Genomic DNA, 26,556 nt, shown 5'->3' with positions numbered 1-26,556 from the left:
TTATTTGAAATTGATGTTCAGACCAAAAATGAATGTCTTTACTTGCGGATAAAATCCGCCGGATGACACAGGGGTCTCGGGATCGTACCCGTAGAAATAATTAGATCTGGTAAACAGGTTATCTGCCGAGGCATAGAACCTTAGCCGGTCAATGCGAAGCTTCTCTGTAAGGGCTTTTGGGAAGGTATAACCCACCTGCACGTTCTTTAAACGCAGGTAAGAAGCATCTTCCAGCCAGTAGGTGGATAGTCGCTGGTTGTAGCTGTAACCGTAGGCCAGCCTCGGATAACTTGCATTGGTGTTTGTCGGTGTCCAGCGGTCCAGGTGTATGGCCTGAGGATTGGAGCTGTCGTTGATCAATGCGTGACGAGCCCCACCGGTAATTAAACCGTCAGCTTTCCCAACACCCTGGAAGAAAAAGCTTAGATCTACCCCTTTGTAGCCAATATTTCCCCTGAAGCCGTAAGTATAACGCGGAATCTGATTACCAATAACCTGACGGTCGTCTGCAGGGGTGATCCTGCCATCACCATTAAGGTCGCGGAACATGATATCACCTGGAAGCATAGGGTAACTTACATCGTATGGAAAGTTCGGCGTGTATTTGTTGGTTACGGGATCAAGCGTATAATCAGAAACCTCGCTGATGCGTTCTGCGACAAAGCCATAGAAAGCATCTATTGGGTGGCCAACCATGCGCACCTGATCACCTACCGTAGCCGGAGCGTCGCCTAAGCTCAACACCTTGTTGCGGACATCCGACAGGTTAAAGTTAACGCCATAAGTAAACTCGCGGATGTTGTCCTGCCAGCCCATTTGCAGCTCCCAACCTTTGTTTTCTACTTTACCGGCATTTTGTGGCGGGTAACTTGTACCAAGCACATCCGGAAGTGGGACTTCCAGTAAGATGTTGTTGGTGGTATTCTTGTAATAATCTGCTGTCAGGCTTAAGCGGTTGTTCAGCATGGTAAGGTCGATACCGATATCCTGCTTCACGACCGACTCCCAGGTAAGCCATTGATTTGGAATGCCCGTTTGTCTGTAACCCAGGGTGATCACGTTACCAATCGGCATGGTATTTACCGAATTGATTGCCGCCAGATAGGCAAAATCGGAACCTACTTTATCATTTCCCTGTGTCCCGTAAGAGGCTCTGATCTTACCGAAACTGATGATGTTTTGTAATGGTTCAAAGAACTTTTCTTTGGAAAAGATCCATCCGGCAGAACCAGACAAGAACGTGTTCCAGCGAAGTTCCGGTGCGAAACGTGAAGAACCATCATACCGGAAGTTACCCTCCAGGAGGTACTTTTCCTGGAAACTGTAGTTTAATCGTCCAAATAAAGATTGCAGCGCATTCTGGGAGCCATTGCTATCATTCAACTGGTTTAAAGTACCCAGGTTTATGCTACCAACATCCTGTGTAGGCACATTCGTTCTGCTGGCCAGCAAGTAGGTATTGCTGTTCTCTTCCGAAGATGCACCTGCCAGTGCTTTGATGTAGTGCTTTTCCGCGAAGGTTTTTTCGTATTCTGCGGTTGCAATAAAGGTCTGGTAGGTTTGTGTATAATCCCTGTTGTCGATCTTATTGGGATTGTTGGTCATGTAGATCAGCGAATTATCGATCGGACTGTAATAGTTGATCGTTTTATTGAAGATCTGTCTTAAGGAATTCGACTTTACCAGCCCATATTGGCCTTTCAACCGCAAATCAGAAGTAATGTTTAAGGTAGCTTGAAGGTTGGCGGTGAGCTCTTGTGAGCTGAAGTCGTTGGTGCCCCCGTCCGTCGCAATTGCAACGGGGTTTGCAGATCCGCCAAGGTAACCCCAGCCGCCCGTGGTAAAACGCACTGGCACCAATGGGGATATTACATGTGAGGTGTAAATGACCCCACTGCCTGCAGCTACGCCGGCGCTGGAGCCGTTTACGGCACGGTCTACATAACCAAGGTTCGCATCCAGCTGCAGTTTGTCGAACAAGGTTGAACTCAGGCGCATTCTGGCATTATGTCGATTGGCATTGAACGCATCCCCGGTGATCAGTCCGCCTTCCTTTAGAAAGGAGTAAGACACGTAATAATTCATGTTGTTTCCACCGCCAGAGAGATTCAGATTATGGTTCTGCTGTGGTGCTGAACTCTTGTACATTTCATTGATCCAGTTTGTGCTGGCGTAGTAGTTGGGGTCGCTGCCGCTTCTGGCGATCTCAATTTGCTCGTCGGTATAGGTGGGATTGGCTCCTGCGTTGATCTTGGCTTCATTTAGCAGGGTCATATAGTCTACTGAGCCCAGGAATTCTGGCAGTGCCGTTGGCGTCTGAATACCGAAGTAGTTGTTGTACGACAAGCTCGGTTGTGCATTGGCTGCGCCTTTTTTGGTGGTTACCAAGATAACACCATTGGCGCCACGGACCCCATAAATGGAAGATGAGGCCGCATCTTTTAACACGGTGACAGACTCAATATCGGAGGGATTGAGGATGTTGATGTTACCACTAGGCACACCATCAATCACGTAGAGCGGGCTAGCGTCGTTCAGGGTTCCGATACCTCGGATGTTGATCGTTCCGCCATTACTGCCCGGCAGGCCGGTGGAGTTTACGACGGTAACACCCGGCATTTGCCCTTGAAGCAGCGCGCCCACGGTAGGAGCCGCGCGACTTTCGAACTCCTTGCCAGTAACCGTGCTTATCGCACCGGTTAGGTTCGCTTTCTTCTGGGTGCCGTAGCCTACTACAACAACCTCTTCCAGGTCCTGTTCGGAGGATTGCATCCTGATGGTAAGCGTGCTTTGTGTGCCTGGACTGACGGTTTGTTCGGCGTAGCCGATCATTCGGAGCAGCAGTTGCTCGCCACCGGCCACTTCAATGCTGAACTTTCCGGAAGCGTCGGTAGAGACACTGCGCTTCGTACTGCTGTTGGTTACCACGACGCCGGGTAGCGCCTGGTTGTTGCTTTGGTCTAGCACTGTTCCGCTGACTGTTCTGCTTTGCGCAAGCAATTGCATGCTGAAAAGAAGCAAAATGCAGGTCATGGCGAGCATTGCCTTGACATGCATGCTGCATGTAAAACGTAAGGGTTTTCTCATGGATTAACTATTATAGGGTGAATAATTAGTCGTGTTTAAGTAGTTTTCATCCGGCGGCAAAGTAACTGATAATGGAATTTTCTGGTGTTAAGCCCTTGTTAAGCAATCGTGATGTTACTAGCAAGTTATCAACTTGATTGAATTGAAGGGAAGCCTTACTCGTAACAAAACCTTGACTTTGAGCAATTAACAAGGAAGTTACACAGCCGTATACATGGTACATTTCGCTACAAAGAACCTTGAAGAAAAATAATACTTGTACGGTTTTCCGTAAAAACAAGGACATAGCGCTGCATACTTTTGAGACAACAAAAAGAGAATGCTTAGAAAATGGTTGAACACCATTACACCGATAGTTAAGGCAGATGCTGTTGCTTAACACAGCTGCCAAAGTACAAAGCAGATCAAATATCATTCAGGTGAATGACTCTGGAAGCTGTAAACTCCGGGATCTAAGCCTTAATCTGACGAATGATGCCGCCCGGCATCTATGAATAGATTTTGAATGGTTTGAGTGCGTTGCTCTCAGGAATTGCGGGGATTGTTTCTGGTTCGTTTCCATCAACCAGCCGGAGCAATCCTCCTTTCCAATACCATAAATCCACCCCATTGCAAGCTGAAAAGATGTTTACACAAGGTGTTTCAGAACAGGCTTCGAAGAGTGCTTTGTCCCATCGAGAGAAAAAACACCTCCTTACGTGAAGAATCCTTAATCAAAACTGATCATAATAAATCTGATCGGTCTCGTTTCCCTTTATTCGATCCTATACATCTTGGTGTGAACGTAAAATACGAATGGTTCTTCGCCAATTTTGATGCAATCTTCCTACGACAACTATGATGATAAGGAGAAAGTGCATCGCTGCATTATTCAGCTTCATCTGGTCCTGCAGTAACTCACAAGAGTGGGAATACTGAAAGCCCGCTGGGTATTTATTTCTTGATATACTTCTCCCAAAGCATAAGATGGGTACCGCAGTGCTGGTAAAGTCCTTATTAAAGTATTCAACAAGGCTGTTAAAATGATCCTTACCGGGCTCAGTATCCTCCGGAACATTTACATCACCAGGGAACGGCTTAAAAATCAGTTTACCTCCTCAGAATTAATGCTTCCTGTTCCAGCCCTCTTTTATACCGATGTAAAAGTAAGCTAAGCTCATGTATGCCTGCCTCATCTATTTCTGATAGCTGGAAACTGGGCTTCTGATAATCATACAACGCCCGGTTTCCGTAGCGGACGATAAGCTCTTCAAGATTTGCAGGGATGAAGAACTTTGCCCGCTTCCCTAAAGATCGCTTGTATTCATTCAGGTAAATATTGATACCGGCAAAGTCAAAGTCCCCAAAATGCAAATACGAATTAGGAATACCCTGAAGCCATCGTAATAGATCTTTGTTTTGATTTTGAGGATAGCGGCTGACGAAAAGTGTAGAAATGCCCTCAAAGAGATGTCGTTGCCGGGCAATCTGGCTGAAGTTTTCTGAATTTTCGACATTTACAATCACCACATCCTGATCTGGGACAAAGTGCTCATAACTATGAATGAACTGAAAGGTACCTTCAGGTGGTGCAATGGTTATTGCGGCGCCCTCTAGTGTGGCAGCGATAGGTTGATAGCTGTTTACGAGAAATCCCTTAAAGGTCCTGACGGCTTTCGCCTTTGAATTTGAGGCATTTCGGGTCAGATCTGCCCTGGAAAGCTCGTTTTGATTCATCAACTCGACATAGCCTTGCAAGTCTATGATCTGAAAGTTGTTGCGCAAGAAACCTTCGAGGGCTTTTGGATCAGGACAAAACAATGTACTCTTAGTCCGTCCGGTTCTATGATCCATGAGGATACCCTCGGTGATCAGTTCCTGCACGAGTTCATATCTAAGCGCACTAGCAGGCAAGCGTTCGCCTTTAGCTAAGCAAAGTAACTTAACTGCTAAGGCTCTGCTTAATTCCATGATGCGTGTTGTTGGTAATCAACTTCTTGATCGTAGTCGAATTCTTACTGTCTTTACTCAACAAATAAGTGAATTTATAATCGACAGCATTGTAAGATGTAGGTGAACTATTGATCAGCACAATATTTCGGTCATTGGCAAACTTGAGAATGCCCTTCACATTGTTGGGATGTAGTTTTCCGATCTCATCCATCATGCAATGCAACCTGAAATCCTTGAATTTTTTCGAGGCGCTTTCTTTGAAGACATTGAGTAACATAATGTTAATCATCGCTTTCACCAGTACATCGGTTCCTTCAGATCCTACATTTGTAAGCTTTTCAACCCAACCACTGTCGTTGTCGTTTTCAACAATCCTGAACTCGAGTTCAAAAGTATCAGAGAGTGTAACTTCACTTTGTTTTGAACTGGCTATCTCATCTGCAAAGCTCTTTAAATAGCTTACAGCGCGTTTGTTGTTTTGTGCAGAATCGTTGTTGCTGAAAAGATTCGCTCCGCCCAGGGTTGTCCCAAATTCGTTGTTAAACCGGCGGATCTCCTGCAAAAGCGTCACAATCTTATGAGCACTCGGGGAAAGCCGCAGATTGATGCTCTTGATCACACCGGTAAAATTCCGTACTTCAAAGTCTTTATTGATGTCGCTGATCCCCTTGCTGATGGTCGCTTCCTTAGAAACAAGCGCGGTGGTTTCTTTGCCAACCTGGACAATCAGGTTTGAAAAAAACTCATTAGTTCGTGTTTCATATTCTTCAATTTTATTCTCTTCTAAAAACTCGCTTAGGCGCTCTGCAAACCTGATATAATCATCGTCTTCATTGAGGTTGAATTCAAACCCAAAGATATTGCCTCGGGAGAAATGACTCAAAAACTTGTTTATGGAAGCCCGTAAATCGTTCATGCGGTTGGTAGATTCATGGATTCTGTCGGTGATGGTGGTGACGAGCGTCGTGAGACGCTGACCATCATTAGTCAGCTTTACCTGATTTGAAGCAAGAACTACTGCGTCCTGAAACATCTGCGTATTGCTGAAAGTATCAAATGCCTGCAGGTCTTGTTCCATCTCCATAATTTCCTGCTGTTGTATTTCGATGACGTTTTTCAATTGGGTTAGAGCCTCCTTAAGCTTAGCCTTTCCGGCCTCATGTCGCTGCTGCTCTGACAGCAGTTTGGTTTCGGCCAACTTCTTATTCGCTTTTAAGTCATCAACACGGTCAAATAATTCCCGCTTGTCTTTTCTATATTCAACTACTTTGTCGCGGTTAGCCTCAATATGGTCCAGCTCTGCTGCTGCTTGAATGAGCTCCCATTCTATTGCGCTAATCCGGATCACGTCCGCACCATCCTCTTCAAGCGCCCTTTTACTTTGATTTTCTACATCAGTTTTCCGGTGCTGTATGCGGGCACGCTCATCGGAGATCTCCGATGTGACGCCTTCTAAAGCTAAAGCAAGAGCCTTAACTTCTGCCTCGATTTTATGATCCCGCTCTTTTCTTTTGTCTTCAACTTGTTTTTTTATGTTTTTTTGAATCACCTGCAGTTGCCCTTCTGCGTCAGTGCGCTCCTGGCGGGCATTCACAATTTCCTGTTTAATCGCAGCGATAGCGGCTTTCTGTGCAGTTTCCGCTTTTCGCTGCTTCTCATCACGGTCCAGTATGGCGGCTTCAAGTGCCCTTGCTGCCTTCTCTTTTTCGTATTCCCCCAAAGCAATCTGGTCTTTCAACCCCTTTACTTGTGGTTGGTATTTCTTTTTGAGCTTTTCAGCGTCTTTAGTCTGATCTTCGGACAACCTCGTCAGAAACGATTCATGTTCGGCAATATTCTTGGTAAACTGTTCTATTTCCTGCTCGTAATTTGGGATGGATTTGATATCTGAAGCGAGGCCTGAGAGATCGAGCTCAACCCCATAGAGCAGATTATGATCCTGGTTTACGTTCTTTGGAAATAATTCCGAATTAAACAAAACTGATCTCTGATCAATTACTTTCCCGATGGTGTGCTCCCAGCCCGGTTTATTTTCATGCAACCATTCATAAAGAGAGTTGCTACTAGCAGCGATGATTTCTCTATTTTGATCAATTCTTTGCCTTAGCACAAGCATATCGTGCTCTGGTTTACGTCGCCTGCTGGCAAATAGCGCTTCGTTTGTAGCAGTATCCAGCTCCCATTGTTTTTGCAACAATTCAATTTGTGCTTTAAGTGTGACCTTCTCCGTCTCTACGGTCAATAAAATCTGCTTAGCAGCCGCGATGTTGTGCTCAGCGGTTAGAATCTCTTTTTCAAACCAGCGCTTGAATTCGGCTTCCTTTCTTCTGAGTTCAAGTTGATAGATAAACTGTTTTTTCTCCTCCAGCAGCGCTTCGGCATTTTGTTTTATACCCGCATGCTCCTGCTCGATACCAGCGATGATTTTCTCATATTGTCGCCTCAGTTCATCCCGAATCTGGTAAGAAGCAGCTTTACGGTCATTACCGGCATTATTCTTTGCGTTTACAAACTGTTCCAACTGGTTTTGCAACTGTATGATGATCGCTTCATACTTTGTGGTAATTTCCTGATAACGGGCAGCCAAGAGAGACCGCTCTGCCTGCAGGTGTTCTTTTTTGCTTTCCCAGTCGGGCTTTTTAGCTATCCGTTGTATGATAAGGTGGATGTCAATGCGTTCGTATTGTTCCAGCTTACGCCTTGATTCAGCCAGTTTCGCGTCGGCGAGCGTAATCTCTTTGTTAATCTTATCTTTCTTCAGCTGGAACTTTTGGTCCGCATCTTCGACTTTTCTGAGTACGCCAGCCAGCTTATCTTTTTCATGATCAAGCGCTCTGGATAATCCGGGATATGCGTGCTCTATAGCGGCATGAACATCAAGGAGCGATTGAATAAGATGTATTCTATCCTGCTCTAAAAAGCGGACGGTTGTATATAGCTTCGCGATTTTATCGGCCAATAAACGAACAACAATGTCTCCGGAGCGGGTTCGTTCACTCCATTTTCCGATGTCAGAAAGTTGCTGCTCGAAATCCTTCAGATGTAAAGCAAACTGCTCGAGATCGATTCTGACATCATCCTCATTGAGCGACATAATTATGGTCTGCTTTATGAATTCCGCTTCAAGTTTAGAGTTCAGAAAGACATTCTGAATGGTGCGGGGCAGATTTTGATACTGCCTGCTGTCGATGAGTGCAAATTTCCTAAACTGCGCCTGCAGACCTTTGTTGTTTCCGTATAAAATATCACGGTATTCCTCATAGTGTTCAATCTTTCTGCTGTAGAATGGCCCAACTGAAAATGTATTCCTGATTTGTTCCCAATTCATTGCCTTGTGATCTTCACTGATGAAATTGGTCCTGCTATAGGCGCCGTCAATAAAGCGGAATGCTACGCGCCCCTGCGCTTTATAGGCAAGCACGCAAAAGTTTCCGGTTTCGGTAACGACCTCGTAGATGATGAATGAATTTCCATGTGGAAAATAGTACTCATCAAAACTCCGCTTGCCTTTTTCAATACCCAGCTTGAGTTTATCTGCATTGTAGAAAAAAAGAATGGCGCGCAGGGTTGTACTTTTTCCAACGCCTTGTGTGCCGATAAAGTGGACATTCCCGGAGATCTCAATTTCAGCGTAGGCGATGTTGGCACTATTGATAAAAACAACTTTATTCAGGTATCTCATGCTGTATATCTTCAGGAATATTGATGGTCAGGACTAATTTTTCCAGGTAAGAGAAAGAAGCGAGTGTCTTATATTCCTGTGAAATATTGTTTTCAAGTTCTATAAAATTGTCTCTCTCCAGCTGATCAAGCACTCTTTCCAGAATGTCACTATACTTCTCCTTGGCGGGCGCATACTTCTTCAAGCCATCCAACTTGTTTTTCAAATCAGCATCTACACCCAATCGAGCCAGTATTTCCGCAATTCGGAAACGGGTGCCGGATCCAAAGCTGTTATCATAAGTCTTCAGGAAATCTATGATGTCGATCCATTTCATTGCAATATCCAACTTTCGTTCTAGTTCTGCCCGGCTCTCAGAACGGGCAAAATAATAGTACTCATCTCCTTCCTCCAGAACAAAATTCAGCCCTGCGTAATATTCAGAATAGGTGTCAACATCTTCACTTATCGCAAGATAAAGTCTCCTTGTAGCATCTTTGGTGCTATTGGAGCAGATAAATTGCCCCTTGCTGAGTATCTCGAAGACTTCTGCTGATTGCTTTGGTATTTCGTTCATGTTACAGCGGATATATTAGTAAATATTCGGTTTCATTTTTAGTCTGATAAGTATTTGTTAGCCTGAAATACGCATCATATTGTGAAATAAGTTGGCAGTAAATGGTAAGGCATTCTTCAAAAGAAACATCCATTCCGAAATCGTAAGATTGAAGAAAATCGTAAAGATTGTTGCTGCCCGCCAGAAAACTGTTTTTTACCTCTTCCAGATTAACCTGCGAAACTAACTCGGCATCTGCCTCCAGGTAATTCTGAAGGTTAGTGTCTGCTAAGGACTGCTTTATCGCTTTTCCAGACTTGGAACGGGCATTGATTTTTCTGATCAACTCGAGACTGACATCGTCACTTTGCAGCTGATCAAGCGAAAGCTTGAAGGGATACGAAGGTTTAGGCTCGAAAAGCAGTGGATTTTCTGATGCGAGTACCTGTAGAATATTGGTTTTGCTGCGCAATTCAAACTGATCTTTCAGGTATTTAAGCTGACGGATTTTTTCCATGATACTATTCTGCTGCCGCAGTTTGTTCAGGTACTCGATGATCTGTTTTTGATTATCAATAAGATTATGTCTGCAGATATTCATCTGCACCTTTAAGGTAGTGATGATACGCTGCAGTTCCTCATCCGAAGCTGTCTTGAAAAAGGTCTGTTCCTGATCTTCTGATATGAGCTCTTCAGTGAAATCAATAAGTTGTGAAATGTCTTTTCGTTTGATGTCCAGATGCTCTAGCTTGGATTTCTTAATCTTATAGTTCGGCTCATTTTTAAAGGTATTGTCGATGTTTCGCTTTAGATCAATAACATTACGGAGGGCTATTGTACCGATTTTTCGAAAGGCATTTTTTACCTGTCTGAGATAATGATATCGCCGCGTCTCGCTATGCTCCTGAAGGTAGTACAGGATATTCTGCCGGATGGTTTGCAGGCTTTCATTAATATAGAAGGCATTTATTTCTTCGTTCACTTCAAGAACTTGTTCAAAGAACTGCAGGAATTGATCGTCCAGCTCCAGGTAACGTCCATTTTCCCGCAGCACAGCGAGGTCTATAAGATTGCGAAGCCTGTCTTCGTTATAATCCAGGAGTTCAAGTGCATCATCAATCTTGTATGCCAACACTTTACGCTTCTCGAAAATTTCGCTGATTAGCTTATGTTCACGGCTGAGCAGCCCGAGCAGTTCTTTGATGGAGGAAAATGTTTTCAAAACGTGGTTAGTTGAATAAATTTTGTCAGTTCCTCCACCATCGCCCGCCGACGCCAATAAGTTGTGCTCAATTCTTTTGCAAGATCTGACATTTGTTGCGTCCCTTCAGGAATGTCCTTGATAATCTTTTTCATCTGATTAACCAGATGTCTATATTGATTCCTATCACTAACCTTAGCTGCGGCAATCTTAAGGGCAGGCAGATACACGTTCAGAAGATCCGATCGATAATCATTAAGCAAAACTTCATGGTAGTATAGAATACGCTCCAGCGCTGTTTCCTGCTTAACCAATGCCATCAAACGATCCAGGTACCGCTCTTCGAGATAAATAGAAGCTACAGCAGATAACAACGATAGCATGCTTTGCGCCTGCCAACCTCTCTTTTTATTTAACTCATAAACATCGGTTGCAGCATCAATAGATTGCTGTATATGTAGCTCAATTACGTCCTTCCAGTTTTCAGACGAATAGGTGTTTTTCCAAATTCGGTAATACTCTATATTAAAGCCTCTATCAAAAGCAAAGTATTTACTATAGTGCCTTATTGCTTCTTCATCTTTCTCAAGGAACGCGATACGGAGTAATTCCTTTTGCCAGTGAGCAATGGTACCAGGATGATCATTTTTTGCCGCAATCTCTATTCCATCTTGGATCAGTTCCTTTGCGTGTATATATTTATGCTCGCTTATCGCCTCGTTTACTACTCCTTGCCGCACTTCAACAATATTCAAATTTTGCTGCACCGATTCCTGTGCCTCATCTAATCTCCCAATTGAGGTTAAAAATTCAATCTTTCTAACTTGATAGAAGTTTTTAGTGTAGTCCGAGTAGGCTTGTGCAGGTTTTGAAAGCTGAATATTTAAGTGCTTTAAGAATACTTCAGCTTGACTAAGTTTAACCGCTAACGACTCAAAGATATCCAGTAACCTGTAGCCGAAATTACCGTAGTCAAAATATACGTCCTCCTTTAACAGTGTCTCCAGATAAATAAATATTACCTCCTTTAAGGGATTACCTGCATTCGGATTGCTTGCTATCTGTTCCAGCAACTGAATACAAAATTCTACTGTACTGCCTAAATTCCCGGACGAGTCATCACTGTACGCCAATATTTGCACAATTTCAGGTAGCGCAACCCTGGCAAGCGCAAAAGCGTCCTGGAAATTGTGTTTTTCAGCTAAGACAAAGCCCGTGTTGATAATATTATCTAAGTCGCATGCTAGGGCGGAACTGTTCCTATAATCTATAAATCCCCTATGCTCATACTTACGGATTGTTTTTCTGATCCATTCACTGTATCTCTCGCTAATATCTACTTTTCCATCTTTGCGAGCAAAATACAACTCAAATTCTGCTTTGAATTCAGGAGCCTTAATACTATATAACAGCATAAAGTCCCGCAGCTCATCTATTGTTATCTTTTCCAGCAGCTTTTCAAATTTCATCAGCTAATTCAATTAGCTTAAAGATAAGTTGAATTAGATTAAAATAAAAGCTCGGTCTAATTTGATGAGATTGGCTTGGGGCTTCAAGTTAGCCAAAGCTCTTATATATACCTATCCTCTGCAAACAAGAATGGCCTTCCTGATGTAGAAAGGCCATTTTTGTTTTACTAGTAATTATTAAAATGTGGTCCCGACGAGAATCGAACTCATATCTAAAGTTTAGGAAACTTCTATTCTATCCGTTGAACTACGGGACCAGTACTATTTGATAACGCTGCCGTTGTTATGCTTATCAACAGGCGCCACAAAAGTAAGTTTTCCATCGGAATTTTCAGACATTAAAATCATTCCCTGAGATAATATTCCTTTGATCTCCCTTGGCGCAAGATTTACTAGCAAACTCACCTGTTGTCCAATGATTTCCTCTGGCTTATAGTGTTCTGCAATACCAGATACAACCGTTCTCGTATCAAGACCGGTATCAAGCGTCAGCTTAAGCAGCTTTTTAGTCTTTTCAACCTTTTCCGCAGCAATAATCGTCGCAACCCGGATGTCTACCGCACTAAAATCGTCGAAGTTGATATTCTCTTTAGCAGGTGCCGCTACAGCATTTGCCAGGGTATTTTCGTCTTTACTTTTTGTCAGCTTGTCTATTTGGAACTGCACCTGATCATCTTCAATCTTCTCGAACAATAGAACTGGCTGATTCAACTGGTGTCCGCGAGGTAACAGGTTCATCTGACCCGCATGTGCCCAAAGGTGACCACCGTAGTTAAGCATTTTCATCAGCTTGTCGGCCGTAAAAGGCAGGAAAGGCTCAATCAGGATTTCCAGGCTTGCAACAATCTGCAAACTGATATTCAAGATGGTTCTAACACGATCCTCATCGGTCTTGATGACTTTCCAAGGCTCCATATCCGCCAGGTACTTATTACCCAGACGTGCAACATTCATCACCTCCATCAAAGCCTCTCTAAAACGATAATTCTCTATAGAAGCACTGATCTTGGCTGGATACTGCGCCAACTCGTCAATCACAGCCTGATCTTCCGGCTTAATTTCCATGATCATCGGCACCTTACCTTCGAAGTATTTGTGGGTTAAAACCACCACCCGGTTGATGAAATTACCCAAAACCGCAACCAGCTCATTGTTATTTCTGGCTTGAAAGTCCTTCCAGGTAAAGTCATTGTCTTTAGTTTCCGGCGCAGTAGCAGTAAGTACGTAACGAAGCACGTCTTGCTTATCAGGAAACTCCAACAGGTACTCATTCAACCAAACCGCCCAGTTCTTGGAAGTAGAGATCTTCTGACCTTCCAGGTTCAGGAACTCATTGGCAGGCACATTATCCGCAAGGATATACTCCCCATGTGCCATCAGCATTGCAGGGAAGATGATGCAGTGGAATACAATGTTATCTTTTCCGATAAAGTGTACAAGTTTGGTGCTGTCATCCTTCCAGTATTCTTCCCAATTGCCTTTTTCTACGGTATTCTGGTTGATGTAATATTTCTCCGCTTTCGGGTTCCAGACATCAAGCTTCGCATAGTTAAAAAACTCTTTCGTTGCAGAGATGTAGCCGATCGGCGCATCAAACCACACATAAAGCACTTTTCCGGCAGCATCTTTTAATGGTACCTCTACACCCCAGTCCAGATCTCTGGTCATCGCACGAGGCTGCAAACCGGCGTTCAGCCAGCTTTGGCACTGACCATACACATTCGGTTTCCACTCCTTATGACTTTCAATATATGCTCTAAGCTTATCTTCATACTTATCCAGCGGCAGAAACCAGTTTTTGGTTTCCTTACGTACTGGAGGCTCACCAGATAACGTAGATTTTGGATTGATCAGGTCCGTCGCATTTAAAGTACTTCCGCAGTTTTCACATTGGTCGCCATAAGCATGCTCAAAACCGCAGCGTGGACAAGTTCCGGTGATGTAGCGGTCAGCAAGGAACTGCTGTGCCTTTTCATCATAGTACTGTTCAGTAATTTCTTCCGTAAACACGCCCTTGTTGTACAGACTTTCAAAGAAACCTGAAGCCGTTTGGTGGTGTGTTAGTGAAGAAGTTCTATGGTAGATATCGAAGGAGATTCCAAACTCCTGAAAGGAATCGCCAATGATTTTATGGTATTTATCGACAACCTGCTGCGGCGTTATGCCTTCCTTTTTTGCTTTTAAAGTAATAGGAACGCCGTTCTCATCCGATCCGCAAACGAATTTCACATCACGCTTATTAGAGCGGAGGAAACGTACATAAGTATCCGCCGGCAGGTAAACACCCGCAAGGTGACCAATATGTACAGGACCGTTCGTATAAGGCAAAGCAGCCGTTACTGTATATCTCTTAATTTTACTGTTATCCAAAACTATTTTTATTAATTTGTCAAAGATAAGTGTTTTACCAATGATTAAACAGCCGCCCTATTTAAAAAAAGGTGACAAGATTGCTATAGTAAGTCCTGCGAAAAAACTACCTGGAAAGATAGACGAAGGAATCAGAATTCTCGAAAGCTGGGGCTTGCAGGTGCTGCTCGGTTCTAGTGTTTACGCTGCCGAGAACCAGTTTGCCGGTAGCGATGAACTTCGTGCAGGAGATCTGCAGCAGTTCCTGGATGATCAGGAAGTAAAAGCAATTATCGCCGCACGGGGCGGATACGGCACGATCCGGATCATTGACGAGCTCGATTTCACGAATTTTAAGGAGCACCCGAAATGGATCATTGGTTTCAGCGACGTCACCGTGTTGCTCTCGCACTTACTGGCAAAGCATAATACCATGAGCATCCATGCGCAAATGCCATATACCTTTCCCGATGCCACTCCAGAATCCCTGGAATCTTTAAGGAAATCGCTGTTAGGCGAACCGATAACCTACGAATACAACAGCAAACACCCAAATATCCCGGGCCAAGCAGAAGGTATACTGATTGGAGGTAACCTGATGCTTTTAGTAATGCTCAGTGGCTCGGAATCTGAAATGGATTATACCGATAAGATCCTCTTTCTTGAGGATGTGGGTGAGCAGGAGTATTCCATTGATCGCATGATGCGGATGCTTAAGCGCAGCGGAAAACTTGCTCAACTGAAAGGGCTGATCGTAGGTGCTTTCAACGAGATCGAAGAAGAACAGGTGCCATTCGGGCAAACGCCTGAAGCACTTATTTACGACCTGGTGAAGGAATATAATTACCCGGTATGCTTTAACTTCCCTACAGGGCACATTGAAGATAATAAAGCGCTAATTGTGGGCAAGCAAGTACAACTAATCGTCTTCAAAAATCAAGTAAAACTAAGAATGCAGTAGCTATTAACTACTGCATTCTTTGTACAAACTTTGACAGCTTTAAAAACCGCCTTGCTTAAATTTATGAATTAATAACCCGGGTTATTTGGCTTCAATAACTCGTTTACATCCATCGCTGACTGAGGAATAGGGTAAATTTCATCATTAACAGATCTACCTTTAGCCTCCAGATAAACTGTTGCCATAGATTTTGATGGGTTAGTAGGTGAAGGTGTTCTTCTCAAATCCATCCATCTAGTACCCTCAAATGCAAGTTCTACTCTTCTTTCTTTGATTATATCCTGCACATTTAAGCTTGTTAAAGCAGACAGACCTCTTTTAGTTCTAACACTATTGATTGCGGCTAAAGCAACTGCATCTGTTGGGTTGTTAGAAAGGGCTAGTTGAGCTTCTGCCGAAATCAGGTACATCTCAGATATCCTTAAAATGTAGTATGGATGAGCGCCTGAGCCTTCTGGATCCTTATACTTCTGACTGTACCAGCCGGCGTTAGCCAAAGGAGCCTGCACCTGGGTAATTGATGCAGCTTTGCGTTGGTCTCCTGGCTCGTAGGCTGCAACTAAAGAAGCATCGACAGGGAGTTCAGCTCTACCACCTCCGGGCATTGAAGGATGTTGAAGGAAATAATATAAGGAATTTGACCCCTCGGTAGCAGTAAACACCAATTTAAAGATGTGTTCTGTAGATACATAAGGAGGCGCAAAGATCGAATTGTAATCATTTGCTAGAGCGAACCGGCTTGAAGCGATAACTTCATCCGCATTTTTCTTCGCATTGGCATAATCCTTTCTAATCAGATAAACTCTCGCAAGTAAGCCTTTGGAAGCTTCAATTGAAGCAAATTTGCTGTCGGTTATCACACCACCAGCCTGAATGCTCAGATTTAAGTCTTCGATAATCTTGGCATAAACCTCATCAACGGAATTCCTAGGAACTTTAACAACATCGCGATTGTTCACAATCGGAACTGCTCCGAACATAGTAACTAGCTTATAGTAAGCATATGCCCTAAGGAAATGTGTTTGCGTCAATAATGACTTTTTAACTGGCTCCGTTAATGTGGTGGAGTTATTAATAATTTCCAACAAGTCGTTCGCACGTTGAATTACAACATATGGCGCATTGAAATAGCGCTGAGTTAGAACGTTGTTAGGCAATATAGCATTGTTGTCAATCTCTCCATTTTGAAAGAAAGTCGCACGATATGCAAGGTTATCTGCGGATAAATCTTCAACAGCGAAACTAAGGTAAAAGTAACTTGTATTTCCTTCTTGTAAACCATCATAAACACCGTTCATCAGCTTTTGTACGTCTGCTGAACCTACCGTTTCTGGAGACAAGGAAGATGTTGGTTCAATATCCAACTGCTTCTGGCACGACGTCATTAAAGAAGCTAAGACAATCGCGGATAAAATTATTTTGTTTTTCATTTTTTTCTTTTTACAAGCTAATATTTACACCGAACATTAGCGTTTTAAACTGTGGAATAGCACCTTGGTCAACCCCCGTATTTGCCACGGTAAATTCAGAAGACACCTCTGGATCAAATCCACTGTACTTGGTGAAAGTAAGTAGGTTCTGACCTGAAACATATACCCTTGCACTAGAAAGTTTGGCCTTTTCAATCAAACCTTTTGGCAAGGAATAACCTAATGAAATGTTTTTCAATCTGATGTAACTTGCATCCTCCAGGTACCTGGATGAGCGTTGAGTATTGTATGTACCTCTTGCACCACCTACAGCTCGTGGATATTTGGAATCGGTATTTGATGGCGTCCATCTGTCATCAAAAACTTCTTGTGCTACGTTTGTCGCGATTGCAGTTGCTGAAGCAGCTGCACCTAAGCTTCCATAGCCTCCGGTTCCTTCAGCAGATAAATTATAAAGGTAGTTTCCAGACGAATACTGAAACAACACATTTAGATCAAAACCTTTGTAAGAAACAGTGTTATTTAATCCACCATAGAATTTTGGAAGTGGACTTGCAAGGTATTGTCTATCATCACTGTTAATTAAGCCATCTTTGTTTAAATCCTCATAGGTCATGTCACCTGTTGCTGGGTCTACACCTAATGATTTGATCACGAAGAACGCACCAAGCGGATGCCCTACCGCTGAACGGGTCACGAATGATCCATCGATAGGCTGATCATTGTATAGCTGTGTGATTTTGTTTTTGTAAGTAGAAATGTTGAATGATGTACTCCATTTTACTGCGCCAACTAGATTATCGCTGTTGATATTGAAATCCCAGCCTTTTCCATTCATAGAACCAACGTTTTCAAGAATGGTAGAAAACCCTGTAGTGGTCGGGATTGGTCTGTTGATCAATAGGTCTGTAGTTTTCTTATTGTAGTAATCCGCGCTGAAAGTAAGTCTGTTTTTAAATAAAGAAAGATCTAAACCAATATCAAACTGTGCTGTAGTTTCCCATTTAAGATCTGGGCTACCAATGGCATTCAAAGCAAATCCCGGCTGATCATCATAGTTGTAACCTGTACCGATTAGACGGCGTGAAGCAAAGTTACCGATACCTTCCTGATTACCAGTTAAGCCATAACTGGACCGGATTTTCAAGTTTGAAACAACATTATTGTTTTTAAGAAATTCCTCTTCACTGACTACCCATCCACCTGAAACAGATGGAAAGTAACCGTATCTTCCTTTAGTAGGGAATTTTGAAGAACCATCCCTTCTGAGTGACGCACCTAATAAATATTTGTTTTCCCAAGCTAAGTTCAAACGACCTAAGTAAGATTCAACTCGGTAATTTGTAAATGCAGATGTTCCACCTACAATCTTAGCAGCAGAAGTTAAGTAAGGTGTCTGGTTTGAAGGAAAGTTTTGACCATCGACACGGTTGTTATCGCGATTGTTCCATTGGAATTCATAAACTAATGTCGCGTCTACCGTAAACTTGTTATCTATAAAGTTTTTCAAGTAAGATAAGGTCTGTGTAGTCAGGTAATTTTGGGTTTGAACATATCCGCTACTTGCAGCTCCGTTTGATCCCATTCCTGATAAAGAAGTTGAGGGATCAAATGTTCTTTGATCAAGATAAGAATAGTCAATACCAACAGAAGATCTGAACTTCAATTCAGGTAAGATTCTCACCTCTGCATAGGTTGCATTGAAGATGTTTCCAAGGCCAATATAGTTCTTTGATTCAAACATGTGCACCGGATTGTTGAAATCGTTTGATGCAAACGTACCGTCTGCGTTGAAGATCGGCTGATCTGGACGAGCAATTAAAGCTCTAGGAAATGGGGAAAATATACTGTTGTCTACAGGAGTTTCTGCACGGTCCGATTTCGAAATTGCAATGTTACTTCCAATTTTTAAGAAGTCCGTAACCTGATGATCTACACTTAAACGAATTGCGTATCTTTTGAAAGATCCATTCAAGAGCTTAGAATCCTGATTAAAGTAATTCAGAGAGGAATAAAACTGCGTTTTAGCATTTCCACCAGAAGCAACAGAAAGTTGAACATTCTGAACCAGTGACTTAGAACGTTGAATCTCATCCAGCCAGTTTGTGTTGGCCTCAGGATTGTCAATCTGAGCTTGAGTGAATTTTAGTGGTAAAGCTGGTGTATTATTAGCAAGTGCCTCGTTGTACATCTGTCTGTAAGAAGATGCATTTAAGAAGTCTTTCGAACCAGCAAAATCTTGATAACCGTTGTACGCATTTAAGCTCACAATTGATTTACCTGATGCAGAACCTTTTTTTGTGGTTATTAAAACAACACCGTTTGAACCACGTGAACCATAAATGGCCGCAGCAGAAGCATCCTTCAATACCTGGACGGAAGCGATGTCTTCACTGTTTAAGTTCGCTAACGGCGAGATGCCTGCGCCTGCAGAACTAGGTGTAGTCGTATTGTTAGATGGCAAAATTACACCATCTATAACATACAATGGATCATTTCCAGCTTGAATCGAAGAACGACCACGGACATTAATTTGAATCGGAGATCCTGGACGTCCACCGCCAGATGTCACCTGAACACCAGCTAGTCTACCTTGCAAAGCCTGAGAAACGTTCGCAACAGGTTGGTTCTTGATTTCATCTCCAGAGATACTTGCGATAGAGTTTGTAACTCTTCTCGAACTTTGCGTACCATAACCAACAATTACAACATCACCTAATTGCTGTGCATCAGTTTCAAGTGAAACGTTGATTGTGCCACTATCACTAACCGGTCTTTCCACCGAAGCATATCCCACGGAAGAAAATGTTAATGTCTGGTTTGCAGTTGCAGGAATTACAATCGTGTATCTTCCATTTGCACCTGTGATCGTACCAATCTTGGTACCATTTACCTTCACAGATATACCGGGAAGTGGTTGCCCATCGTCTTTCCCCGTAACTGCTCCAGTCACAGTTCTATCCTGTCCCACAGCCAATGCTGTGATAAAAAACAGAATGAACATACTTAGTAGTAGTCTTTTCATAATAAGAATTTAATATTAATTGAACATCCAAGGTAAAAGTAAATCCTTAGACCCCAAAAAATACTATCTATTTAGAAAGACTATCAGTTATTTATATCATAAAAACACATTAATATTGCAAAATACGGCATCTAATTGCAAAAAATACTCTTCGGTGGCCCAGAGTAATTTCGCTGATGGCACGTCAAATACGCTCCTGAAATGGAATCATCATTAATTTGTCCATCGGAATCGCTGTCTTCCAACATCATTACTGGAAAGATCAACGGACATATTCACCTTGAACAGAGCTTCAACTGGTTTACCCGACATTGTTGCGGGTAACCATTCAATATTAAAAAGCTTAACATCTGGTTTTAATCGCTTCGTCATGGTCACCCCTTCAGCATCATAGTTCCCGGTGTAAGTTGCTTTGCCATTTTTATCAATGTTCGCAATTAGTTCAACAGGTACAACACCTTCGGCATTTTTGTTTTCCACTAATATTAACCTTCGGAATTCGGAACCAAGTAGCGAAACATATTGATCAATTGAACATACGGGAACAGGAATGGAGCCATCGGCGCTTTCCTCTTTAATACCCGGAAATTCCACCATCGCTCGAGCGACTCTCGCTGTGTCAAGTACAACTAATTTCTTCTGATCATAGTTGTATCTCATGTATACACTTCCATCGGGATTGAAACAGTACCAGTTTCCAGACCGTCTATCGTCTTTATAGCTCCCTCTTAATAAAACTTTGTCGTCTCTTGTTATAGCAAAAGGACCATCTAATTTTTTGTCGTCAGACACGTTATAAATCACTTTTGAATTGTCTGATAGAATGCCAGAAATTTCTTTGTTAAACAGAAGGCCCAAGAAGCTTAAACCAACTACTAATACTGATTTTGATATGGCGTACATATTGAGAATGTTTTTATTGTAATATAAAAAAAATCGTAATAAAAAAAAAGGCCATCTAAACTAGATGGCCTTTTTTTAAAGGTTGATAAATTATGGCCGTGGGCCTACATAAACCATCTTCTCTTTAAAGAAAGTACGATCCCCACCTTGCACCATGACGTAACTCACTTCAAGTGTTTTAGTAGCCGGATCGTATTTATTGATCCCGGTCACATCAATTCTTCCAGATCTACCGTTCGAAGAAGGTTGACCATAAAAATTGACAACACTTACTACGTTATTTTGATCATCAAAGTTAAACACAGGGGCGAAGTTTCCGTAATATGATCCTCCATCTGGAGTATTAAACAGGTGGCCATAGTTTCCTAAATTTTCATCATCATAGAAAGCAACAGATTTCGCGTTCTGTGTTACCAAATGAATTTCTATCGGGTACGCTCCAGTAAAATCGGATCTCTGAGTGTCATTGAAAGTACCTGTCAACGTGTAAATTCCGTCATAGATATTTTTCGGGTTAACACTTAGCAAAATAGTACCGAAATTGCCACTCACTATGCCTGATGACGTAGATGTGATCTTCAAAGGTAAAACATAGGACTTATCAAAATCAAACCTTTCTGTTGCGAATAACGCATTGAAGGTGGCCTTTTTTTCACCTTTTTTAATGACAACGCTTTTTGTAGAAAGTGTGAAAATATCTGAAGGCATTAAATCAAACGCTTTCTCTTGATCCTCATTATATGCCGTCACCTCGGCTTGTGTCCCAGCGTCGAAATTAACAACAATATCCTCCGGTGCTCCACTCTCCGGTCCAGAATAACTGATTGTTATTGGAATTGGAACTGCGGAGCCAGATTCCAAAGCAAATGTATAAAGTGGGTGCACGCTGCCAACTACCCCGATTTGTGCTGGATTGGCGAACTCAATTACATTATGACCTTTTTCAGGGTCAAGAACCAAGCTGTCATCTTTCAAACAAGAAGTAAGAAAACTTACTGCTAACATGAAAGAAAGGGTCCTATATATATATTTCTTCATAATCTTTTTTTTAATATTAGTTTATTTCCCAGAAAATTTTTGCAGAAAAGATGTTAACGTTCTGTGGAACATTGCCTTGATTCAAAGTGTACTCCACTTGCGGATAAGGAAGTCTTGTGATTAACTTATCTGGACTTGTAGAGGTAGACAGAAGTGACGCGAATGTAAGTGTTGGATTAGTTGAACCATTCACAATTCGTGGGTAGTTGGTACGTCTGAATTCTGCAAATGCCTCATCACAGTTAATCACGTTCATAGCAATATATTTCTGCGTAATGATGGCTTCGATCCGTTGCTCTGGAGTGGTAGCAAGATCAAAATTCACCAAGAAACTATTATCATTATCATTCAGGTAAGTTGTAAATGCTTGGTCAACATCCCCTACTACCGCACCAGTTTGATCTTCAAATAAATAAGAAATGGAACTTCTGATACCTGCTTCAAATGCCGCTTTTGCATCACCAGCTAAATATCCTCTAGTAAATGCTTCAGCAAGCAAAAACTCCGCCTCTGCTAGGAGCATGATTACCTGGCCTTGAGCCGGTCCCTTAACTGCTCCTAAACCTGGGGTATTGAAATCTTTGCCAGTGTACCAGGCAGTTGAGCCAGCGGGTGGAATAACATCACTTTTAAGATTCTCCTGACCTAATTGGTTTGTTGCAGTATTCGGATAATCTCTGAATACCACAGATCCTCGTGCCGAGTCAATAAGCTTTGTGCCATCATAGAAAGAATAAATCCAATCAGTAGGTAATGCCGAAGTCACTCTGCGGTTGTTATTTTCATCAGCAGCCAGTAGGTTGTACGTAGGGTTCAAACGTCCACCTTGTTTCGTATAACCTGGATTTACCAACGCATCATCATGAATAATGCCGAGCGCGTTGTCGAAGGCTGCAAATTCGGTCGTAGCAAATCCGCTCAATTCAGGAACGGGTGCCATTTTAATCAGAAGACGTAATTTTAATGTATTTGCAAAGCGTTTCCACTCTTCCATATCACCTCCAAACATTGGATCTGCTTCACCTGAAATCGATGCAACACCTTCAGCAGTTTCAGCCGCTTCAATTTGCTCAATTGAAAGATTTAGCTGTGCAACCAAGTCCTTGTAAATATCGGCCGCTTTATCATACTTCGGCGTAAGGAATTCAGCACCTTTTAATGCTTCAAAGTAAGGTACATCATTATATTGATCAACCAGCTTTGAAAACACAAAAGACTTCATAATCCGCGCTATCGAATTGGAATTTACCAGGCTGGCATCTCCTGTAGTATTATCAATTACATACTGGTAATCTTCAGCCACGTCGTAAGCAGATGTCCAAAGCGCTGTAAAATTTGCTGATGAGTAATTTATGGTAACTGTTGCGCCGTAAGCACCGAATCCATACACGTTTGCAAAAAAGCCACCAGGATAGGTTAGTCCATTGTTGTATGTGCTCACCATAGCTCCTGTTCCGACTAATGATTGAGGAAGCACCAGTTCCGGAGTAGAAGAAGTGGGGCTATTTGGATTGTCATTAATATCTAAGGTCTTCTTACAGGCGGTAGCTCCAATTGCAAGCGAACCAATCATTATATATGTTAATATTTTTTTCATGTTCTTTTTAATTATAAGGTAACAGAAATCGTCGCTCCATACAGTCTAGATGGAGGAGTCTGGTTTAAGCTAGACAAACCTACAGCGTTGTTATCTGATCCACCTTCGCTATACTCAGGGTCGGTATAGATGTTGCTCTTAGGTGTCCATAGGAACAAGTTTCTTCCTTGAAGACTAACGCGAACACCTTTCACATATTTACCGTTTCCTAATACAGATTTTGGAATATCATAACCCAAAGATAATTCTCTAAGTTTCCAGAAAGCAGCAGAGTAAACAAAGTTTGTTCCTGCATCAGTATAAGTAGGTCCTTCTGTCCAGAAAGCAGTACCACCGCTTCTGGTTGTAATGTTAGTGTTCTCCACGTAAGTATTCGTAGCAGGATCTAAATAAGAGGAATTTGGAACCACAAAACGCTCACGGTTGAAAGAGGCTGTAGCAGCACCCGCACCAGAGAAAGCAAAACTTCCGGCATTGTTGTACATCATGTAGCCGCCGCGGTATTCAAATAAGGCTGCAAGACGTAAACCTTTGAAAGTTACAGCAGCATCCACCCCAAATTTATGTTTTGGTTCTGTATTGCCTATTTCAATAAGTTCAGTTCCCGCAGTTGGCATACCTGTAATCCGGTCTACGATAACTCTACCTTGATCATCTCTGATATAATCTCTGGCTTTTAATAATGGAAATGATTTACCCTCTTCTGCAAAAATACCTGCTTGTTGATAAGAAAATAAGTTTAGTTGTTTTAAATCCTGGCTGATTGATTCAACCGTGTTGTTGTTGTAAGTGTAGTTTGCACCAAAACTAACCTCAAGATTCCCAGTTCTAACTGGAACAAATCCAATACGAGTCTCGATACCTTCGTTGGTTACTTCTCCAGTGTTGGTTAGGTAAGATGTAAAACCAGTCGTCGGTGAGATGTTTACTGGTACCGTTTGGTCAGTAGTACTTGATTTGTAGTAAGTCGCAGATAATGTTAAACGTGATTTAAACATATCTAAATCAAAACCGCCCTCCATTAATTTTGTCATCTCCGGTTTAATGTTTGGCGAAACAATTCTGTTTCCTAAAGTATATCCAGGATTTCCATTAAACGGATAGCCAAAGGCTTGTCCAAAAGTTGGAAGTAAGCTGTATGCACCAAAGTTTGAGCTTGTACCTAGGTTAACCTGTCCAACTTTAGAGATACCCGCACGAAGCTTTAAACTCTCCACAATGTTTGACTCTTTTAAAAATGGAATCGCATCTGACGCGATGAAAGCAATGTCGGCGGCAGGATAGAAGAACGAGCGGTTTTCAGGCGCCAAGATTGATCTCCAGTCATTTCTTGCAGTAGCATGGAAATACAGGTAATTTCTGAAACCTACCCTTGCATCAGCATAAACACCGATCTGAGTTGCGTGGAAATTATTTTCAGTAGCACTTGGAACGTTAAGGTTATTACTTAAATTGAATAAGTCAGGCTGTACTAAGCCAGAAATACTAGCATTCAAACCTTTGTACTTATTGTCCCTTAAACTTGCACCTAAAATTACGTTAAGGTTGAAGTCCTTAGAAACCTGTTTAATATACTGGGTCTGAAATTCAGGATTCAACTGAGTGTTATATTCCATACCATCCGCCACATTTCCAAGAATATTGTTGAAGTTAGGTGTGATGCCTAAACGATATTCAGAATATGAGAATTTGTTTTGGAAGGCTTTTGTTGAGTTATTCCTGGTTGAAATACCTACCCGGAATAATAAAGATAGTTCTTTGATTGGAAACCATTTCAACTGAGCCGAGCCTGTCAAATAGTCATTACGGGTTGATCTACGACTATTCGCTAAAGCAAAATATGGATTTTGATAATACTCGTTATAATAACCATTTGGATTGGCAAAGGGATCAGTTTCCCAATCTGCATAGTCTAGCAAAGGAATTTGTCCTGGAGTCTGCAAAACATTATCAAAAACCGACGAGATAGCGTTAGATTGGTCATATCTGTTTTGAACGTAGTTTGCAGTAATATTGAAGGTTAAGTTTTCTAGTAAACTTCTTTCGCCATTATACCTGAAGCCAAATCTGTTGTATTTATCACCAGGAATTGTAGCCTCTTGAGTTAAATACTGACCTGATAGGTAAGTCGTGCTTTTCTCATCGCCTGAAGAAATACTGAAATCTGATTGGTTAGTGAAGCCAAGATCCCAAAATTTATCTTTATCGTCCCTGTAAGAATAAGGAACAGTCTGAATAGATCCATCTTCTAAAGGCTTGCCAATTGGTCGTAGGCTGCCATCGAACTCTGGACCATATTGCTGGTTTTCATATTGCGTATATGACGGTACGTCATCGTTACCTGTTCCAGAACCGAATCGCTTCTGAAGTTTAGGCAAAAAGCTTACCTGTTCAATGTTGAAAGTGTTTGAAAAAGTAACACTAGTTGTTCCACGTTTACCTTTTTTGGTAGTTACAATGATCGCACCGTTAGAAGCATCAGAGCCGTATAGCGCAGCCGCACCACCACCGTTTAGTACTTCAATGTTTTCGATATCCTCAGGGTTTAAGTTTCCCAGGATTGAAGTCGGTACAATAACGTTATCTAAAACAACCAATGCCTGGTTGTTTCCTAATAACGACCGGTTTCCTCTTAATACCAAACGAACGTTCGGGTTAACACCAGAACTTACACCATTTATCTGTAAGCCTGGAACCTTACCTGTTAAAGCACTCGCTACGTTGAATGCTTTACCTTGAGTCAATTCTTCCGCTTTAATTGATGTAGCCTGGTTACCTTGCTGACGTCGCTGAATCGCAATACCACCAGCAGAGATAACAACTTCATCTAAACCGGTTGCATTAGATGATAACACAACATTCAGGGTTCCTGAGGCACTTGAAACTTCTCTAGTTTCATAACCAACAAAGGAGAACACTAATGTTTGGGTACCTGCAGGAACTCTGAGGGAGTATTTACCGTCAGCATTTGTCTGCGTACCAACGTTCGACGTTGCTTTTAGCCGGATAGAAACCCCCGGTAAAGGCAAACCGTCATCTTGACCGGTAACTGTACCGGTGATGGTTCTTTCTTGAGCAATTGCAGAGGCTGCAACACACAAGAAAATGAACAAACTTAGTATAAGTTTTTTCATAAATTAATAAAATTTGGGTTAGTTAATGAGTTAATATTTTCTGAAGATACCAAAAGGTGGATAAATGCAAACAAAAAATTTAGGTTTTTTTAACATTTTCGAAACAATTAACATTTTGCGTTGTTAGAACCGCTTTAAAACAGGTTTTCTTCAGAGTTTCAATTCCTTAGGTCGCTTCGAGGATTTGCAGAATCTTATTCTGGTAATGGGCAC

Annotated in this window: 14 protein-coding genes and 1 tRNA gene; 1 reads left to right on the top strand and 14 read right to left on the bottom strand. The window is 42.1% G+C overall.

Annotated features, from left to right (window positions below; translation table 11 throughout):
- From AC5WJX_RS02755 to metG, 8 genes are all read right to left on the bottom strand, one after another.
- On the bottom strand, positions 1-3,087 hold the full coding sequence (locus AC5WJX_RS02755; RefSeq protein WP_494483259.1) for a SusC/RagA family TonB-linked outer membrane protein: 3,087 nt from the start codon (positions 3,085-3,087) through the stop codon (positions 1-3).
- A gap of 1,089 nt (positions 3,088-4,176) precedes the next feature.
- Positions 4,177-5,037 carry a DUF7281 domain-containing protein gene (locus AC5WJX_RS02750; RefSeq protein ID WP_494483258.1) on the bottom strand — a complete coding sequence of 287 codons (861 nt, stop codon included), beginning with the start codon at positions 5,035-5,037 and terminating at the stop codon, positions 4,177-4,179.
- Positions 5,009-8,701, bottom strand: a complete 3,693-nt coding sequence (locus tag AC5WJX_RS02745) for an ATP-binding protein (protein WP_494483257.1) — start codon at positions 8,699-8,701, stop codon at positions 5,009-5,011. Before AC5WJX_RS02745 ends, AC5WJX_RS02750 begins: the two co-directional genes overlap by 29 nt.
- On the bottom strand, positions 8,685-9,257 hold the full coding sequence (locus AC5WJX_RS02740) for a condensin complex protein MksE (protein ID WP_494483256.1): 573 nt from the start codon (positions 9,255-9,257) through the stop codon (positions 8,685-8,687). The genes AC5WJX_RS02745 and AC5WJX_RS02740 overlap by 17 nt, the downstream gene beginning before the upstream one ends.
- A 1-nt stretch (position 9,258) precedes the next feature.
- Complete coding sequence (locus AC5WJX_RS02735; RefSeq protein ID WP_494483255.1) at positions 9,259-10,458, bottom strand: hypothetical protein; 1,200 nt, start codon at positions 10,456-10,458, stop codon at positions 9,259-9,261.
- On the bottom strand, positions 10,455-11,906 hold the full coding sequence (locus AC5WJX_RS02730; RefSeq protein ID WP_494483254.1) for a hypothetical protein: 1,452 nt from the start codon (positions 11,904-11,906) through the stop codon (positions 10,455-10,457). Before AC5WJX_RS02730 ends, AC5WJX_RS02735 begins: the two co-directional genes overlap by 4 nt.
- Before the next feature lie 185 nt (positions 11,907-12,091).
- Positions 12,092-12,163: transfer RNA gene (locus AC5WJX_RS02725), tRNA-Arg, on the bottom strand.
- 4 nt (positions 12,164-12,167) lie between these two features.
- Complete coding sequence (gene metG / locus AC5WJX_RS02720) at positions 12,168-14,276, bottom strand: methionine--tRNA ligase (RefSeq protein WP_494483253.1); 2,109 nt, start codon at positions 14,274-14,276, stop codon at positions 12,168-12,170.
- A 40-nt stretch (positions 14,277-14,316) separates the two neighbouring features.
- Here metG and AC5WJX_RS02715 point away from each other — a divergent pair, with 40 nt between their 5' ends.
- Entirely contained in the window at positions 14,317-15,216 is a 900-nt protein-coding gene (locus AC5WJX_RS02715) for a S66 peptidase family protein (RefSeq protein ID WP_494483252.1), read from the top strand.
- Between the two features lie 68 nt (positions 15,217-15,284).
- Here AC5WJX_RS02715 and AC5WJX_RS02710 read toward each other — a convergent pair whose 3' ends face one another.
- From AC5WJX_RS02710 to AC5WJX_RS02685, 6 genes are all read right to left on the bottom strand, one after another.
- Complete coding sequence (locus AC5WJX_RS02710) at positions 15,285-16,646, bottom strand: RagB/SusD family nutrient uptake outer membrane protein (RefSeq protein ID WP_494483251.1); 1,362 nt, start codon at positions 16,644-16,646, stop codon at positions 15,285-15,287.
- A 10-nt stretch (positions 16,647-16,656) separates the two neighbouring features.
- A complete protein-coding gene (locus AC5WJX_RS02705) occupies positions 16,657-19,671 on the bottom strand; it encodes a SusC/RagA family TonB-linked outer membrane protein (protein WP_494483250.1) in 3,015 nt (1,004 codons plus the stop codon).
- A 213-nt stretch (positions 19,672-19,884) separates the two neighbouring features.
- On the bottom strand, positions 19,885-20,574 hold the full coding sequence (locus AC5WJX_RS02700) for a hypothetical protein (RefSeq protein ID WP_494483249.1): 690 nt from the start codon (positions 20,572-20,574) through the stop codon (positions 19,885-19,887).
- Positions 20,575-20,664: 90 nt separating this feature from the next.
- A complete protein-coding gene (locus AC5WJX_RS02695) occupies positions 20,665-21,612 on the bottom strand; it encodes a BT_3987 domain-containing protein (RefSeq protein ID WP_494483248.1) in 948 nt (315 codons plus the stop codon).
- A gap of 16 nt (positions 21,613-21,628) precedes the next feature.
- A complete protein-coding gene (locus AC5WJX_RS02690) occupies positions 21,629-23,209 on the bottom strand; it encodes a SusD/RagB family nutrient-binding outer membrane lipoprotein (RefSeq protein WP_494483247.1) in 1,581 nt (526 codons plus the stop codon).
- Between the two features lie 11 nt (positions 23,210-23,220).
- Positions 23,221-26,343: a SusC/RagA family TonB-linked outer membrane protein gene (locus tag AC5WJX_RS02685; RefSeq protein ID WP_494483246.1), complete on the bottom strand. Its 3,123-nt coding sequence runs from the start codon at positions 26,341-26,343 to the stop codon at positions 23,221-23,223.
- Between the last annotated feature and the right edge of the window lie 213 nt (positions 26,344-26,556).

The sequence above is a fragment of the Pedobacter sp. NEAU-ZC8 genome, from assembly GCF_059278965.1.
Note: the sequence above shows the minus strand (reverse complement) of the source record. Positions and strands in the feature narration are given on the sequence as shown.